At 55.0% G+C, this 12,260-nt stretch carries 17 protein-coding genes, 1 tRNA gene and 1 pseudogene; 1 reads left to right on the top strand and 18 read right to left on the bottom strand.

Features of this window, described 5'->3' with window-relative positions; all coding sequences use genetic code 11:
• Nucleotides 1–82: 82 nt before the first annotated feature.
• The 18 genes and pseudogenes from ACTQXM_RS08625 to ACTQXM_RS08540 form a co-directional block, all read right to left on the bottom strand.
• Nucleotides 83–1,240, bottom strand: a complete 1,158-nt coding sequence (locus ACTQXM_RS08625; RefSeq protein ID WP_441537595.1) for a hypothetical protein — start codon at nucleotides 1,238–1,240, stop codon at nucleotides 83–85.
• 381 nt (nucleotides 1,241–1,621) lie between these two features.
• Nucleotides 1,622–1,696, bottom strand: a tRNA-Val gene (locus tag ACTQXM_RS08620).
• A 138-nt stretch (nucleotides 1,697–1,834) separates the two neighbouring features.
• Nucleotides 1,835–2,035, bottom strand: a pseudogene (locus tag ACTQXM_RS08615) (DUF3825 domain-containing protein); the annotation flags it as partial.
• A 249-nt stretch (nucleotides 2,036–2,284) separates the two neighbouring features.
• Nucleotides 2,285–2,797, bottom strand: coding sequence for a Fic family protein (locus ACTQXM_RS08610; protein WP_441537596.1), 513 nt, complete (start codon nucleotides 2,795–2,797; stop codon nucleotides 2,285–2,287).
• Entirely contained in the window at nucleotides 2,797–2,982 is a 186-nt protein-coding gene (locus ACTQXM_RS08605) for a hypothetical protein (RefSeq protein ID WP_441537597.1), read from the bottom strand. Before ACTQXM_RS08605 ends, ACTQXM_RS08610 begins: the two co-directional genes overlap by 1 nt.
• 11 nt (nucleotides 2,983–2,993) lie before the next feature.
• A complete protein-coding gene (locus ACTQXM_RS08600) occupies nucleotides 2,994–3,683 on the bottom strand; it encodes a helix-turn-helix transcriptional regulator (protein WP_441537598.1) in 690 nt (229 codons plus the stop codon).
• Nucleotides 3,664–4,332, bottom strand: coding sequence for a DUF3990 domain-containing protein (locus ACTQXM_RS08595; protein ID WP_441537599.1), 669 nt, complete (start codon nucleotides 4,330–4,332; stop codon nucleotides 3,664–3,666). Before ACTQXM_RS08595 ends, ACTQXM_RS08600 begins: the two co-directional genes overlap by 20 nt.
• A gap of 197 nt (nucleotides 4,333–4,529) precedes the next feature.
• A complete protein-coding gene (locus tag ACTQXM_RS08590) occupies nucleotides 4,530–4,829 on the bottom strand; it encodes a nucleotidyltransferase family protein (protein WP_441547646.1) in 300 nt (99 codons plus the stop codon).
• Nucleotides 4,830–4,844: 15 nt separating this feature from the next.
• A complete protein-coding gene (locus ACTQXM_RS08585; protein ID WP_154516508.1) occupies nucleotides 4,845–5,123 on the bottom strand; it encodes a DUF4160 domain-containing protein in 279 nt (92 codons plus the stop codon).
• Nucleotides 5,123–5,389 carry a hypothetical protein gene (locus tag ACTQXM_RS08580; protein WP_427729114.1) on the bottom strand — a complete coding sequence of 89 codons (267 nt, stop codon included), beginning with the start codon at nucleotides 5,387–5,389 and terminating at the stop codon, nucleotides 5,123–5,125. Before ACTQXM_RS08580 ends, ACTQXM_RS08585 begins: the two co-directional genes overlap by 1 nt.
• A gap of 240 nt (nucleotides 5,390–5,629) precedes the next feature.
• Nucleotides 5,630–6,166 (bottom strand): hypothetical protein, encoded by a 537-nt coding sequence (locus ACTQXM_RS08575; protein ID WP_441537601.1) that lies wholly within the window; start codon nucleotides 6,164–6,166, stop codon nucleotides 5,630–5,632.
• A gap of 361 nt (nucleotides 6,167–6,527) precedes the next feature.
• The gene (locus ACTQXM_RS08570; protein WP_427747403.1) at nucleotides 6,528–6,827 is read right to left on the bottom strand and encodes a type II toxin-antitoxin system YafQ family toxin; all 300 of its coding nucleotides are present in this window, start codon (nucleotides 6,825–6,827) and stop codon (nucleotides 6,528–6,530) included.
• Nucleotides 6,824–7,099, bottom strand: a complete 276-nt coding sequence (locus tag ACTQXM_RS08565) for a type II toxin-antitoxin system RelB/DinJ family antitoxin (protein WP_427729109.1) — start codon at nucleotides 7,097–7,099, stop codon at nucleotides 6,824–6,826. The genes ACTQXM_RS08570 and ACTQXM_RS08565 overlap by 4 nt, the downstream gene beginning before the upstream one ends.
• 169 nt (nucleotides 7,100–7,268) lie before the next feature.
• Nucleotides 7,269–8,357 carry a hypothetical protein gene (locus ACTQXM_RS08560; RefSeq protein WP_441537602.1) on the bottom strand — a complete coding sequence of 363 codons (1,089 nt, stop codon included), beginning with the start codon at nucleotides 8,355–8,357 and terminating at the stop codon, nucleotides 7,269–7,271.
• A gap of 256 nt (nucleotides 8,358–8,613) precedes the next feature.
• Nucleotides 8,614–9,288, bottom strand: coding sequence for a hypothetical protein (locus ACTQXM_RS08555; RefSeq protein WP_441537603.1), 675 nt, complete (start codon nucleotides 9,286–9,288; stop codon nucleotides 8,614–8,616).
• Between the two features lie 81 nt (nucleotides 9,289–9,369).
• On the bottom strand, nucleotides 9,370–10,011 hold the full coding sequence (locus ACTQXM_RS08550; protein ID WP_441537604.1) for a UDP binding domain-containing protein: 642 nt from the start codon (nucleotides 10,009–10,011) through the stop codon (nucleotides 9,370–9,372).
• Nucleotides 10,012–10,027: 16 nt separating this feature from the next.
• Nucleotides 10,028–10,585, bottom strand: coding sequence for a hypothetical protein (locus ACTQXM_RS08545; protein ID WP_441547645.1), 558 nt, complete (start codon nucleotides 10,583–10,585; stop codon nucleotides 10,028–10,030).
• 20 nt (nucleotides 10,586–10,605) lie between these two features.
• Nucleotides 10,606–11,106, bottom strand: a complete 501-nt coding sequence (locus tag ACTQXM_RS08540) for an acyltransferase family protein (protein ID WP_441547644.1) — start codon at nucleotides 11,104–11,106, stop codon at nucleotides 10,606–10,608.
• Between the two features lie 292 nt (nucleotides 11,107–11,398).
• On the opposite strand from ACTQXM_RS08540, the gene ACTQXM_RS08535 reads away from it, so the two are divergent.
• A complete protein-coding gene (locus ACTQXM_RS08535; RefSeq protein ID WP_441547643.1) occupies nucleotides 11,399–12,181 on the top strand; it encodes a helix-turn-helix domain-containing protein in 783 nt (260 codons plus the stop codon).
• The last annotated feature ends 79 nt before the right edge of the window (nucleotides 12,182–12,260 follow it).

Here is a 12,260-nt window from a genome sequence, read left to right as displayed (position 1 = left end):
AAACGTAGTAGATGGGCCGCATCCGTGGCGGCAGCGTCGAGGGCAGCCGGCCGAGGGCGCCCGGAAGTGAGCAGGCACCCGTTTAACGATCGATTTCCAGCCAATTGCACAGCACGTTGGCTCGTAACTCCATTTCCGTCGTCTTTTGCGCCCTAGTTTTGCACCTATAGCGCAATTCCAAACGCGAGCAAAGACTTCGCACGATCGCATCAAGCTGTTCGGCATCGTTGAGCATGTCGTGTGTAACCAGGAAGACGTCATACCCCATACTTTGCAGCGCCGTCATGCGTTTGGCATCGTGGTCGAGCACGGCGCCTGATCCGTGGATGACCTCTCCCTGAATCTCCACGATGCCTGCCTTCATTATGGTCGGATTCACAATCACGATATCCCCGTAGCAGACTTTTTGCCCTGCAATGCTCTGCGCCGATGCGGTAAGCGGCGTAAGGTCGTTGACGTAAACGTTTCTAAAACCGGCACCGCCGCGAGAGCGAGGAAGCGATAGCAATAAAATTCCTGCAACTTCGAGCGGAGAAGCGGCTATACCCGTCACCAGCTGCGCGGCGTTGTAAAACTTCGTACCCCACTTTCGTTTTTTCATCTTACTGGCGTACTCATGAAGCTCGTGTAATTCAATGAGCGGCTTCCTCATCCAGAGCGAAGTGCCCTTTAGCCTTGTGACCTCATTCGTCTTCTTTTGTCCGTTGGTCCCCTTCGTATTTACCTGTTCCTTGACTTTTATGCGAGCATAAACGCGTTTCCATTGTGGCTCGTCTTGGCTTTCATCAAGGTCAAAGAGGGATTCGGTCGTTGCATTCTCGGCAGCGTCTTTGGCTTTGCCTAGTTCCGCTTCTGCTGCGGCGGTGGGCTCAAAGACTGAGAACCATCCGCAGAATTCGTACATGGCAAGGACAAGATCGGTTAAAGACACAAAGCGCGCCATGGTAAATAGCGTCGCAAGTGGATTGGTAACCCTAAAGTTCATCGCTGTTTCCAGCGTGCTGTCCACTCCAGAAGCATCATCACAGTGGATTGACGTCCGTAATCCCGAATGGTAGTTAACGCCACCGGGCACTGTTGTGGTAATAATCGGGGTCTTGAGGACGTCGGTTACGAAAGGGGCTTGGGATAGAGCTCGCCAGCCGTCTTCGGAGTTGGGCAAGCGCGGGTAGAGATCGCGCACCTGCGGCGGGCAGCGCCAGTAGCGGAATGCGGTGTTTGCGCAGACGATTTCGTCCATTTGCGCCTCCCCTGGTTTCGGCCGCGGGCCGTGCGGATCACGGGCATGGCCGATTATCTACTGGGCCATCATGCGGGTAAGTACCGGAAGCAAACCAATAGCTTGACGAGTTCTGCCGAAAAACATCGTATGATAGAAATCCGCTGGAAGGAGCCCTGGGCGTGTGGTCCCTGTCTCCACATTTGCGCTCGAATCAGATGGGGAATTCAATGAAAATACGCATGCGTTTTATACAAAACATGCAATAGCATCAGCAAAAAGGGCGCGAAAAAAATGACGCCTTATACGACTACGATTCGATTTTGGTGTCAGTTTTGGTGCCACCCTTGGTGTCAAAAAGAAAAAGGCCAGAGGCTTAACACCTCTGACCTGTGCTTTTGATGGTGGGCGATACAAGATTTGAACTTGTGACCCCATCCGTGTGAAGGATATGCTCTACCCCTGAGCCAATCGCCCGTCGCCTTTCGGCAAAAGAGATACTAACATAGCCGCACGTGGTTTACCAAGAACTTTTTGCCCTCGATTTAAAATTCGAGGGTGCTAGCCAAGCCAAAGCAACCAAGGTAACCGGCAAACCCACAGCTAAACAGCCATTTATCGCTTAATCCAGGAAGTCGCGAGGCGGCAGATAAGTCGCGCGTTGTTGTAAGCCATGTCGAGTGTGAGGCAGGTGCGCGCGGCGTAAAAGCCGTCCTCGCGCTGGATGGTCAGCGCCAGCTCGGGCTTGTCGCCGGTCAGGAACAGCGGCAGGAGCAGCTGAATCCGGCCGCCGTAAAACTGAGGCACCGCGAGCGTGTAGCTAGCTGCGGGGCGGTCTGGTCCGCGTCGCGCTCGGTCAGGAACACCGCGCGTCTAAAAGAAAACGACAGGTAGTTTTGAGGCTGCAGTTACTGGGACCCCAGTCCTCGGGATCGGCGAGGTCAACCAGCGGTCGTAGCAGGGCTCGGGACAAAACGCAAAGTCGTAGGCATTGCTGCACAGGGTGCTAGGGAGTTCCATGCGGTGTCCAACCCATTCAGTAACCAGCGTGCGGAAGGTTTGATTCTATACGGGCGAAGCGCAGTCGAGACACACAACGCAATTGCGCCTAAGCTCTTCCGCGAGATCGGCGCGAGAGCGGTTTCCGGATACGAGGTCTTGGATCCAGGCGTAGTACTGGTTGTCTTTGGGCTCGGGGCTATCGGACAGCACGACCGGAGTGCTTGCGAACCTTAGGACGGACAACGCAAAGACAAGGCTGGTGCGTTTGTTACCGTCCTCAAAGATGTGGTCCTTGACCATGTGCTCGGCCACGTAGGTGACCTGGTCAAAGATGTCTGCGAAGCGGTCGGCCGGCGATTGGCCGAATATCATACAGAATGCACCCGCAAGCACGGACTCGACGCGTCCAAGCTCAAGCGCGGCCCGGCCGCCTGTGGCGTCGGTTGTATAGCAGCGCCCGACCGTCATCAGCATACTGTGTAGGCGCATTACGGCCGCGGCCATAGCTTCGAGCGAACCGGCATCATCAAGCACGAGCGGCGCGAACGGATGAGCGCTCCGCTGCGTATCCGCCATCATGAGTTCTCCAAGAGCCTGAGCGCGTTGGGCATGCCCTCAATGGTCAGTCGAATAGCTTCATCGATAGACGTGACGCCGTCGAGCAAAATCGGTGATGGTGAATTTGCCTCGTGTGCAGTTGAATGACCTTCTTTAGCAACGCGATTGGCGCCGTCATCTAGTTGAACGTAGTTCCAAGGCATGACTGCCTCCTCTATAGCTTTACGGACGGAATGGCCCGCGAGTCGTACTCCAGGGCGACCGGTTGCCAGACGAGGTCTTCGATGGCGCAGTTTAGGGTGTTTGCGAGCGCCAATGCCGAAGAGACCGAGGCGCGGCGCAAATCCAGCTGATTCTGTTCGTAGAGCTGTATAGCGCGAAGTTTAACCCCCGATTGGACGGCGAGCTGTTTTTGCGTTAGGCCGGCCGCCTTTCGTGCAGCTTTGAGGCCCTTTTTGTCTGCCTGGGCTTTGTTCCATTTATCGATGACTATCTCTGCGAATGTATCTTCCGACGCCTCGTGAAGCGGGGAATACGAACCGATAATCCAATCGAGCGGAGCGACTTCGAGTAGCTCATTAAAGTCCAGGCTGCACATCCATTGCGTATAGGCCAAAACCCAGCCCGCCCAATACTGAGGCGAACGATCAAGCGGATAGCTCTCCCTACATTCTGCGGGTTTCAGTCCTGCACTGGCAATTATTTCACGCGCAAGTTCGTCACCCGACATGCCGCAGACAACGCGCGCCACACCACGCTCGAATTGCCTCATCTCGAGAGAATTCAATAGGATTGTCGTTAGTTCGACAGGACTCAGCCCTTGGTCGCAGAGGGCGAAATCGACTGCCTCGCCCAGCGTTCTCATGGCATCCTCGAGATACATCTCACTGTAGGCGTGGGTCATTTTCTGTCATCCCCTCTCGAACGATATCGACGATACGAATTCCCTCAAACGGGTTTTCAGTAAGCAATTCCCGATACTGCGCCCTTGCCAACTCATCTCGGTCCTTGGCCAATGGGCCATATAGAGCTTGTGGCGCACGTTCAAATCCAGCAAAACGAATGCTCTTAAACGCGCGCTCGCTTTTGAGCACAATCTGTTCTCCAAGGTTACCGAGCCTCATCGCTCGACCGAGCTGGTCAATGGTGATCGTATTGTTTACAAACGCCCTGGCATAGCTGAAGTACGAGTCATCCGCACGCCACCCTCTAATCACATCGTAAGCGTTAGCATCAGGCAAAAAATGATCGCGAAGGTATTCGCATGCCCCCACAGCGACGGCGGTGTCCTTTCGGAATGAACGATGCTCTACAAGCAATGCTATCCAATGCAGAACTGAATATTGCGGCGATAGCAGGTCGAGTACCTTGAGATCGGCCATGTCGAGTTCATATCGATTTGCAAAGCCATCTGTGTCCCTGGAGCATGCCCATTCCCTTGCAAGGTCGAGGCTCTCTGTGCAATAGAATCCCTGTCCATAGTCGTTATGGACTTTCCCCAGGCCAAGCTGGGGAGTCTCAATAATCTTCTGAGAACCATGCCACAGTTCCACGCGAGTCTCCTAACAGGTATCGCCCCAGCGATAGTATAGCACGCTATCGCTAGGGCGATACCTGTATTCAAAGAGCAAGAGGGGGCATGGAACGGAGTTTGAGTTCAATACTGACTTCTAAGACTCTCCGAATCCGGAAGTATGCGGCAAAATTCAGACTTGCCGACCACACTGGAGCACACCGACGCCTCTACCTGCTACAGCACTTCATAGATGCACACCTCATCCTGTTCGATGCTTTTGCGGAAGGGCAGGTGCATGTGCTCTGGCGGGTTGGTGACGATATCAACCTTTCGCCCAAGTTCCTTCTCGAGCTCATGGGAGAGTTCGTAACGCGCGCCGAACGTCATGGTGTTGCCGCAGACTAGTCGCAAGTCAATATCGCTATCAGGCGTTTGCTCGCCTCGGGCAAACGAACCAAATAAATATGCCTCGCTGACGTCGTATTGAACCAGCACGCGGGAGGCCGCAGATGATATGTCAGCAAGTGAAACCATGTCTCAATTGGGCGTTTAACAGTAGAACGTCAGCGAATCATCACCAAAGGTTTCGCACCACTTGTCACATATGAATTGATGATTCATGGTGATTAATTTTGAAAGATCCCTGAGATCCTTAGCCGGAATCTTGCTCTCGTTGTTGGCAAGTTTGCATCCGCCTTCTTTCGTCAGCCAAAACTTGGTCGAATTAGCAGCCGCCCTCTTTACACCTACGTGTATGTGAATTGGTTCTCCGTTTTCCGCAATCCAAAAGAACAGAACGTACTGCCCAAAAATAAGAACTCGAGGCATTATGCCACCGCCGGTCCGCCTTTTTGGCGTTCGGCGAGCTCGAAGATAAACGGGGCGTTTGATCTAACGAATTCAGTCAAGAAATTGAGGTCATCAGCAGTAAATCCTTCGACGTTGAACCATTTGACCGCAGGCAAGAAGCATTCCGCATGGTCAAAGCCAAAGTCAACCGGGCGCTCGACGGCCACGCGAACGGTTCCGTCTTCTCTTGTCTCTGAGTAGGCAAATTGAGTGCCATCATCAAGCTGAACATAGCTCCAAAACATGACTACCTCCTTAGTGGTTATATTCGAGTATAAGGAGCAGTCTAGACGTAACGCGGCGTGAATTAAATTATTCCCATAAGACACGAACTCTGACAGCTGGCCTTGTCCAGAAGTGGTGGGGACCGAGTTCTGCCGACCAGACCCCGGTTTTGCGCTTTCGCGACCTGCAGTTTTATTAACAGAAATTGGGCTTGCGCTCGGCGGGCTCCGGTTTTCCCGCACATCCAGAAATCGGGAGCATCAGCAACGGCGTGCAGCTTTAAGAACCGCTGCTCCCAACACGAACAGCAATGCGGACACGGCTATCCAATGGCTGTCGCTGGTTTTGCAGAGTGATGAGGAAATCGCGGTGTTGTCCTTGGGCCTAGAAACCTTGGCGGCAGTGACGTTGACCACTGTGGTCGTGGTCACTGTCTTAGTCGCGGCTGCGGGCTTTTGTGTGGGGTTCGTCGACGGATTCGCAGCTGGCTCGCCGGTAGCGGGATCGGTGCCAGGGGCGGACGGGCCATCGCCCGGCCCATCGGGACCGGCGGTCTCCCCCGTCGGCGTTGTGGCATCCACGGGATCGATCGTCACACGCGCCGCCACGGACCCGTCGGCATCCACCACGCCGCCTGCGACAAAGGCCCCGCCCGCGTGCGCCACAAAGCGCGCGGATGCAGGAGTCCCGCCCTGGCAGGCGACGCCGCCGCCCGCGCTCGACGCATCCAGCCAGGACGCATCGACGGAAACCAGCCCGGCCGCGCGCCCGCGGCATAAGAAGGCCCCGCCCAGCAAAACGCATAGTCAGGCCATGAAAGTAAACAGGATGTAGTGACGGCTGGTGCGGAACGCGGCAGCAAACATAACCGCTCCGATCTTCGCAAGAGCCAATAGAAACGGCGCCAGAAAACTACCTGGTAGCAGCAGTTTTTAGTGTAGCGAGATCAGACTACGAGCAGGGAAACAGCCCGTGATTGATTCCCAAAATTAGGTGTAGATCGTTTTGCCAGTCGGTGAAAGGAAAACCTGATTGCGTATAGCCATACGCCGGCTCTATGAGCGAGTCATTTTGCAGCTAAGTAGCTATCACAGTTAAACAATAAGGAAATGAATTGCTTAAACTCGAATAGCTTTACTGGTGTTGAACCAAAGGATGTCATCGGAACAGTTCGTCATGGGTGCCCGTACGCTCAAAGAATGCCACCTCTTCGTTTGATGACCATATGACAAGCCAATCACCGGAGTTTGCTACATGGCATTCGTTTCGTCCGCTCCAGTTGCCGTTTAGCCGGTGCATATTATGGCGTCGCTTTAATATCTCTGTTGACTCAGGTGTATTCTGCAGCACTAGGTCAATTAGCTTTTGAAGCTCTGTCAGATTCCAATTCCGGCGCTTTGCTTTTTTCTTTAAATCGCGTGAGAAAGCTGCAGAGAACTCAGCGGTCAGCGTACTCATTGCGCCATCGCCGCAGCGATCAGATCGGCACCGTTGTCAAAACGTCCTTTTTTACCGGATGCCAGGAATGCATCTCCTTCGCGAATGGCCTCGAGACTTTCGACATTGGGTTCCTCGGGAGCAAAGGTCAACGGGATGCGATGAGTGTTGACCATTTGCTTAAAGAAAGCGCGTGTAACGGATGATAGGTCAAGCCCATAGTAATCGGCCACTTCTGCCGCCTCGCGCTTAAGGTCGTCGTCAACCCTGATGGTTAATGTTGAGCTTGCCATTTATAAGTCCTTTCAATAGCGTGAGTACAACCTTAGTATAACGTACATACAAGTATAGAAAAGATGATTACAAACAATCGACATCGTAGAAGCTTCCCTATTCAAAGAGAGTGAGGGTATTGGCGTAAGCCAATACCCTCACTCAGGAGCAATCCGGAAATCGAGCGCCTTAGCAGCGAATCGCGGCGCATAGGAGCGCTATTCCGAGAAAGATTAGCGTTAGGGATGCGGCGATCCAGCAGTTATCACCGGCCTTGGGGAGCGAGGCGGTCGTCGCGGTGGCGGCCTTGGGCCTAGAGGCCTTGGCGGCCGTGGTGTTGGCCACTGTGGGCGTGGTCACCGCCTTAGTCGCGGCCGCGGGCTTTTGTGTGGGGTTCGTCGACGGATTCGCAGCTGGCTCGCCGGTAGCGGGGTCAGCGCCAGGGGCGGACGGGCCATCGCCCGGCGCATCGGGCCCACCGGTCTCCCCCGCCGGCGCCGTGGTATCCACGGGCTCGATCGTCACATGCGCCGCCACGGACCCGTCGGCATCCGCCACGCCGCCCGCGCCAAAGGCCCCGCCCGCAGGCGCCACAAAGCGCGACGATGCAAGCGACCCGCCCAGGCAGGCGACGCCCCCGTCGGCACCCGACGCATCCAGCCAGGACGCATCGACGGCAAGCTGCCCGGCCGTACCACCGCCAGCAGCCCCGCCCAGCAGACACACACCATAGGCGCTCACGCTCGCCCCGGAGCCCGCGCCCGCGGCGACAACGCGCCCGCCGCCGCGAACGGCAACGCTGTCCGCGATCACGCCGGCCACCCGCGCATCCGCGATGCCGTCGCCGTCGGCCCGCGCCTCAACCTTGCAGCCGTCCACCGCGAGCGCCCCCGACACGTAGATTCCGCACTGCGAGCCCGTGGCCGTCAGCGACCCGATGCCGCGGAGCGTCAGATTGCCCCACACCTCCATGCCGCAACGCGAGATGTCCACGTCGGGCGCGCTCGTCTCGACAACAGTGTTCTGCCCGGTCAGCGTCACCACCAGGTCGCCGTCGGCGCCGATGGCCTCGCCAGCGTAGCCGTTAAGCTCCAGGTGGCCGTCATCGGTCCAAGCCCAACCGGGGCCCGACACGCCCGGCTCGTAGTACGTGGCGCCCGCAATGAACAGGCTCTCCGCGCCCGCGGCATAAGAAGGCCCGCCCAGCAAAACGCATAGGCAGGCCATGGCAGTAAACAGGATGTAGTGTCGGCTGGTGTGGAACGCGGTGGCAAACATAACCGCTCCGATCTTCGCAAGAGCCAATGGAAGCTGCTACTGGAAATGCCCTTGTAGCAGCAGTTATTAGTGTAGCGAGATCAGATATCGGGCGAAGAAGGAAACCTGTGATCGGCTCCCAAAATTAGGCGTAAATCGTTTTGCCAGTCGGTGAAAGGCATTCGTGCCGAAAATGTTGGTGTAGGGGCGACCCCCTAGCGTCTATTTAACAAAGAGCGGTCACCAGTCCATTACCTCTATCCTCGCTTATTGTGCGCTATCCAATCGTCAGCGTAATAAAGACCTCCTCATTTCCCAACTCAAAGAGATCCTGAGATAGTTCTTGAGAAGTCTTCGTTCCAAAGCACCCCCGAGTCAAATAGGGAACCGAACAACCGCGCACCCGTTGCAAATCTTCAGCAAGCTCCGTTCTCCTAGTCAAATGAGCGATATCAGTTAGATCGCCAAGCTTAAGAATTAGAGGCTCATATGAGCGTTCATTCCTATTAACGGCGATACGCCATTCAGCTTGGTTTGCATAACGAACATTCTTTACAAACACTCCTGCATTAAAATGTGGAATCCCATTTGGAAAAACCATATAAGCAGGTAATGGATTATGAGATTTTAAATCCACTGTTGATTTAACGACTTCCGAGGGATTCAACTGAACGCTATCCCTATATTCAACCGGAGCAGCTACAAGGTCATAACCCAATTGCAGAACGGCTGTCCTAAGCCTAGATATAAGTTCACAGGGATTGTCAATAACAACAATCCATGAACCAAGGTTAAGGCCCGGATCGGGCAATTCAATTAAGTCGACTCTTGTATCTACTTGCTTAATGAGGACACACGAAAAGCAGCACACATTACAGTAGCCTGAGCCTCTCGGTATTGCATACGATTCTTTTGCAAGGACACCGAGTAAATCTTCAGGAAAGCCCCGCATGAGGAAGCCTGTCGGACTGGATCAAGAGGCCCGACGAAGTCGATTGCAGCACGGGCGATGCTCCGTTCTTGATGCTCAAGGCTAAATGCAGGGAAAATGGAGTTCGTTGCTTAACGTGCTATATACAACGCATGGCTCACCAGCTGCAAAAGGAATCAGTCTTATACCAAAAGAGGTCATATCGGCGTTAGCCGATATGACCTCTTTCTTGACAATGCGACTCATAGATAAGGCTAAAAATCGCGGTCGGGAATCCTCTCCCCTAGTCCCGCTTAAACAGATCCCTCGTGTATACCTTGTCCGCCACGTCCGCGAGCTCGTCATCCAGCGGTTGGCGACGATCACGTCGCAGCCGGCCTTGAAGGCCTCCAGGTCGTGGGTCACCTCGGAGCCGAAGAACTCCGGCGCGTCCAGTGTGGGCTCGTAGACCACCACGGGCACGCCCTTGGCCTTCACGCGCTTCATGACGCCCTGGATGGAGCTCGCGCGGAAGTTGTCGGAGTTGGACTTCATCGTCAAGCGGTACACGCCCACGACCGACTTCTCCTTGCCGGCGTAGACACGGTCCCACACCATCTGCAACACCTCGTCTGCCACGAAGTCCTTGCGGGTGCGGTTGGCGTCCACGATGGCCTCGATCAGGTTCTGGGGCACGTCCCTGTAGTTGGCCAGCAGCTGCTTGGTGTCCTTGGGCAGGAAGTAGCAATAGCGGAATCGAGGCACTCAGCAAACGATCAATTTAAATCCCGAAGATAGTTTTAACCGCTGGCAATTTCTTAGAAGCCAAAATCACCAAAGCAGATACCGAGAGCGAACCGCAAATAGCGAACAGATAGAGCAGTGGCCGATTAACGTCATTCGCGTAGAGACTGGGATTCGCGCCGCCGTCAAACCCATAAACAAACACAACGATAAAATACATATGCACAAGATAAACGACCGTACTAATATGCCGCGCCACGGCGTATGAATTTAAACACGCCCCGTGTCGACGAATTGACAGTAAAAATAGGCCAATGCTCGCAGCCGCACAAAACGGTAAATGCGGATCATTGCTCACCAGATAATTTCCAGCAAGCCCTAGCGCAGCAAGCGCAAAATCAAACAGGAGGGGCGTTTCATCAAGATAATCCAACCTCAAGCCGAACGAGGCACCCAACGCAATGTAAAAGAATCCTTCAAATAACCCGTTGCGCGAACTACCAAACAAAAATGAATAAGCCTTGCACGGGAGCGAAAGACATACAGGGGCCTCTTCCCAACCCTGCACGAAAGAGATGCAGTAACCGATAAGCAAAAGGCAAAAAGAAAGGAAGATTATTCTAGTAAACTCGACCCCCCCCGAAGCAAATAATAAATGAGGGCGAAGCCGACAGCACTTGCCAACAGATACCACAATGGCCATGAATAATAATTCTCACCAATAAAAAGCGTACCGCGAACAAAATACAAAATAGCACGAAGAGGGCTATTTCCTTCGAGCATATTTCCGAAAATCGTTAATGGAAGAAAGAACAGCGTCCAAGTCAAATACAACCGTATCAATTTAAAGATCGTTTTTCGAACCCGAATGAAAGCGGCAGAAGATGCGTCTCTAAAATCGCCTGCGTCAAGCCCCTGAAAACAGAGGAATCCAGATGCGAGGAAAAAGAACGGCACCGCAATTACATCAATGCCATCGAGAATCTTTTGAGCCAAAGCAAAGTTCATCAATGGCCTCGCATGAATCTCGACCACAAGAAATGCCATCAAGAGTTTCATAATATCTATATCAGGATAGTTAACCCTGACTAGGCAATTATCTGAGGATTTGGCCATCATCAACCTTTCTTCACGAGAGGCAAATCGCCTCAAGCAAGGCATAACAGGCGCAAAGAACAACGGACATACCGAAAGATACCCGTAAATACCAATAATTACTTGAACCACTTAATTACAGAGGCAAAGATATCAACGGCGAGCTGTTCACGCCTTCTGTTGAACCATATTATAATTTAATAGCTTAATAACAAACCGGACAATACCCCAACAACGAGTGTGTTTCCGAATGTCCCTTGATTATCAACTTTATCCGAACACCTCCCACATTCATCCGTACATGTGCGGATGAATGTGGGAACCCGATACCCTGAGGGCCGGATCGGCCGGCCCCGGGAGATCGGAGGACGGCATATCCGGAAAGAAGAAGAGCGGCTCCGCAAGGGCGGTCCCGAGGGCCTACGGAAGGCTCACGAGGCACGAGCGGGACACGGTCCAGAGGATGCTGGAGCGCAGGGCGTCGTGCAGGGAGATCGCGAGGGAGCTGGGCAGGTCGCCCTCGACGGTGAGCGCCGAGGTGGCGTCGCACAGGTTCGTGACGGCGCCGAAGGCCAGGCGCGGCGAGCGCGTGGACGCCTCCGCCGACCTGTCGGCGGCCTGCCCGCGCCTGGCGGCGTGGCCGCGATGCTGCAACGGCTGCGGCCGGTACCGCGCGATCGGCTGCAAGCGCCGCCCCCACGTCTTCTACGAGGCCCGGGCCGCGCAGCTGTGCGCCGACTCGGTCCTCGTCTCGTCCAGGCGCGGGATAGACGCCGACGAGCCCGCCGCGGCGGCCAGGCTGGAGGCGATAAGGGACTGCCTGCGCCGGGGGCTGTCGCCCGAGCAGATGGCGGCGCGCAACGGCGGCCCGGTGGACCTGTCGCCGTCGACCATCTACCGCTGGGTCTCGGCGGGCTACGACGGCATGACCAACATGGAGCTCAGGCGCAAGGTCGGCTACAGGCCGAGGAAGCGCGCCGCGGGCCGGGCGGCGACCCGCCACTCCGCCCGCAGGTCGCATGCCGCGTTCCTCGCCCTCGGGGAGGACGCGTGCGCCGCGGCCTTGTTGATGTTCACTAAGAAGTGGTCCGAGTGATCACTGGGAAATGAGCACCGTGAGCACGAAAAATTGAGCAGTTTAAGCAAGAGGGCCGCGCCCCGGGGACCGGGGGCGC

It is taken from the genome of Collinsella sp. LCP19S3_D3, from assembly GCF_052121455.1.
Taxonomy (GTDB): domain Bacteria; phylum Actinomycetota; class Coriobacteriia; order Coriobacteriales; family Coriobacteriaceae; genus Collinsella.
This window is presented reverse-complemented; position numbering and strand designations above follow the sequence as displayed.

What these genes read in the sequence shown, in the direction of transcription:
- ACTQXM_RS08625 (WP_441537595.1), bottom strand. Translation starts at nt 1,240, where the DNA reads ATGGACGAAATCGTCTGCGCAAACACCGCATTCCGCTACTGGCGCTGC.
- ACTQXM_RS08610 (WP_441537596.1), bottom strand. Translation starts at nt 2,797, where the DNA reads ATGGCGGATACGCAGCGGAGCGCTCATCCGTTCGCGCCGCTCGTGCTT.
- ACTQXM_RS08605 (WP_441537597.1), bottom strand. Translation starts at nt 2,982, where the DNA reads ATGCCTTGGAACTACGTTCAACTAGATGACGGCGCCAATCGCGTTGCT.
- ACTQXM_RS08600 (WP_441537598.1), bottom strand. Translation starts at nt 3,683, where the DNA reads ATGACCCACGCCTACAGTGAGATGTATCTCGAGGATGCCATGAGAACG.
- ACTQXM_RS08590 (WP_441547646.1), bottom strand. Translation starts at nt 4,829, where the DNA reads ATGGTTTCACTTGCTGACATATCATCTGCGGCCTCCCGCGTGCTGGTT.
- ACTQXM_RS08585 (WP_154516508.1), bottom strand. Translation starts at nt 5,123, where the DNA reads ATGCCTCGAGTTCTTATTTTTGGGCAGTACGTTCTGTTCTTTTGGATT.
- ACTQXM_RS08580 (WP_427729114.1), bottom strand. Translation starts at nt 5,389, where the DNA reads ATGTTTTGGAGCTATGTTCAGCTTGATGATGGCACTCAATTTGCCTAC.
- ACTQXM_RS08570 (WP_427747403.1), bottom strand. Translation starts at nt 6,827, where the DNA reads ATGAGTACGCTGACCGCTGAGTTCTCTGCAGCTTTCTCACGCGATTTA.
- ACTQXM_RS08565 (WP_427729109.1), bottom strand. Translation starts at nt 7,099, where the DNA reads ATGGCAAGCTCAACATTAACCATCAGGGTTGACGACGACCTTAAGCGC.
- ACTQXM_RS08560 (WP_441537602.1), bottom strand. Translation starts at nt 8,357, where the DNA reads ATGTTTGCCACCGCGTTCCACACCAGCCGACACTACATCCTGTTTACT.
- ACTQXM_RS08555 (WP_441537603.1), bottom strand. Translation starts at nt 9,288, where the DNA reads ATGCGGGGCTTTCCTGAAGATTTACTCGGTGTCCTTGCAAAAGAATCG.
- ACTQXM_RS08540 (WP_441547644.1), bottom strand. Translation starts at nt 11,106, where the DNA reads ATGGCCAAATCCTCAGATAATTGCCTAGTCAGGGTTAACTATCCTGAT.
- ACTQXM_RS08535 (WP_441547643.1), top strand. Translation starts at nt 11,399, where the DNA reads ATGTGGGAACCCGATACCCTGAGGGCCGGATCGGCCGGCCCCGGGAGA.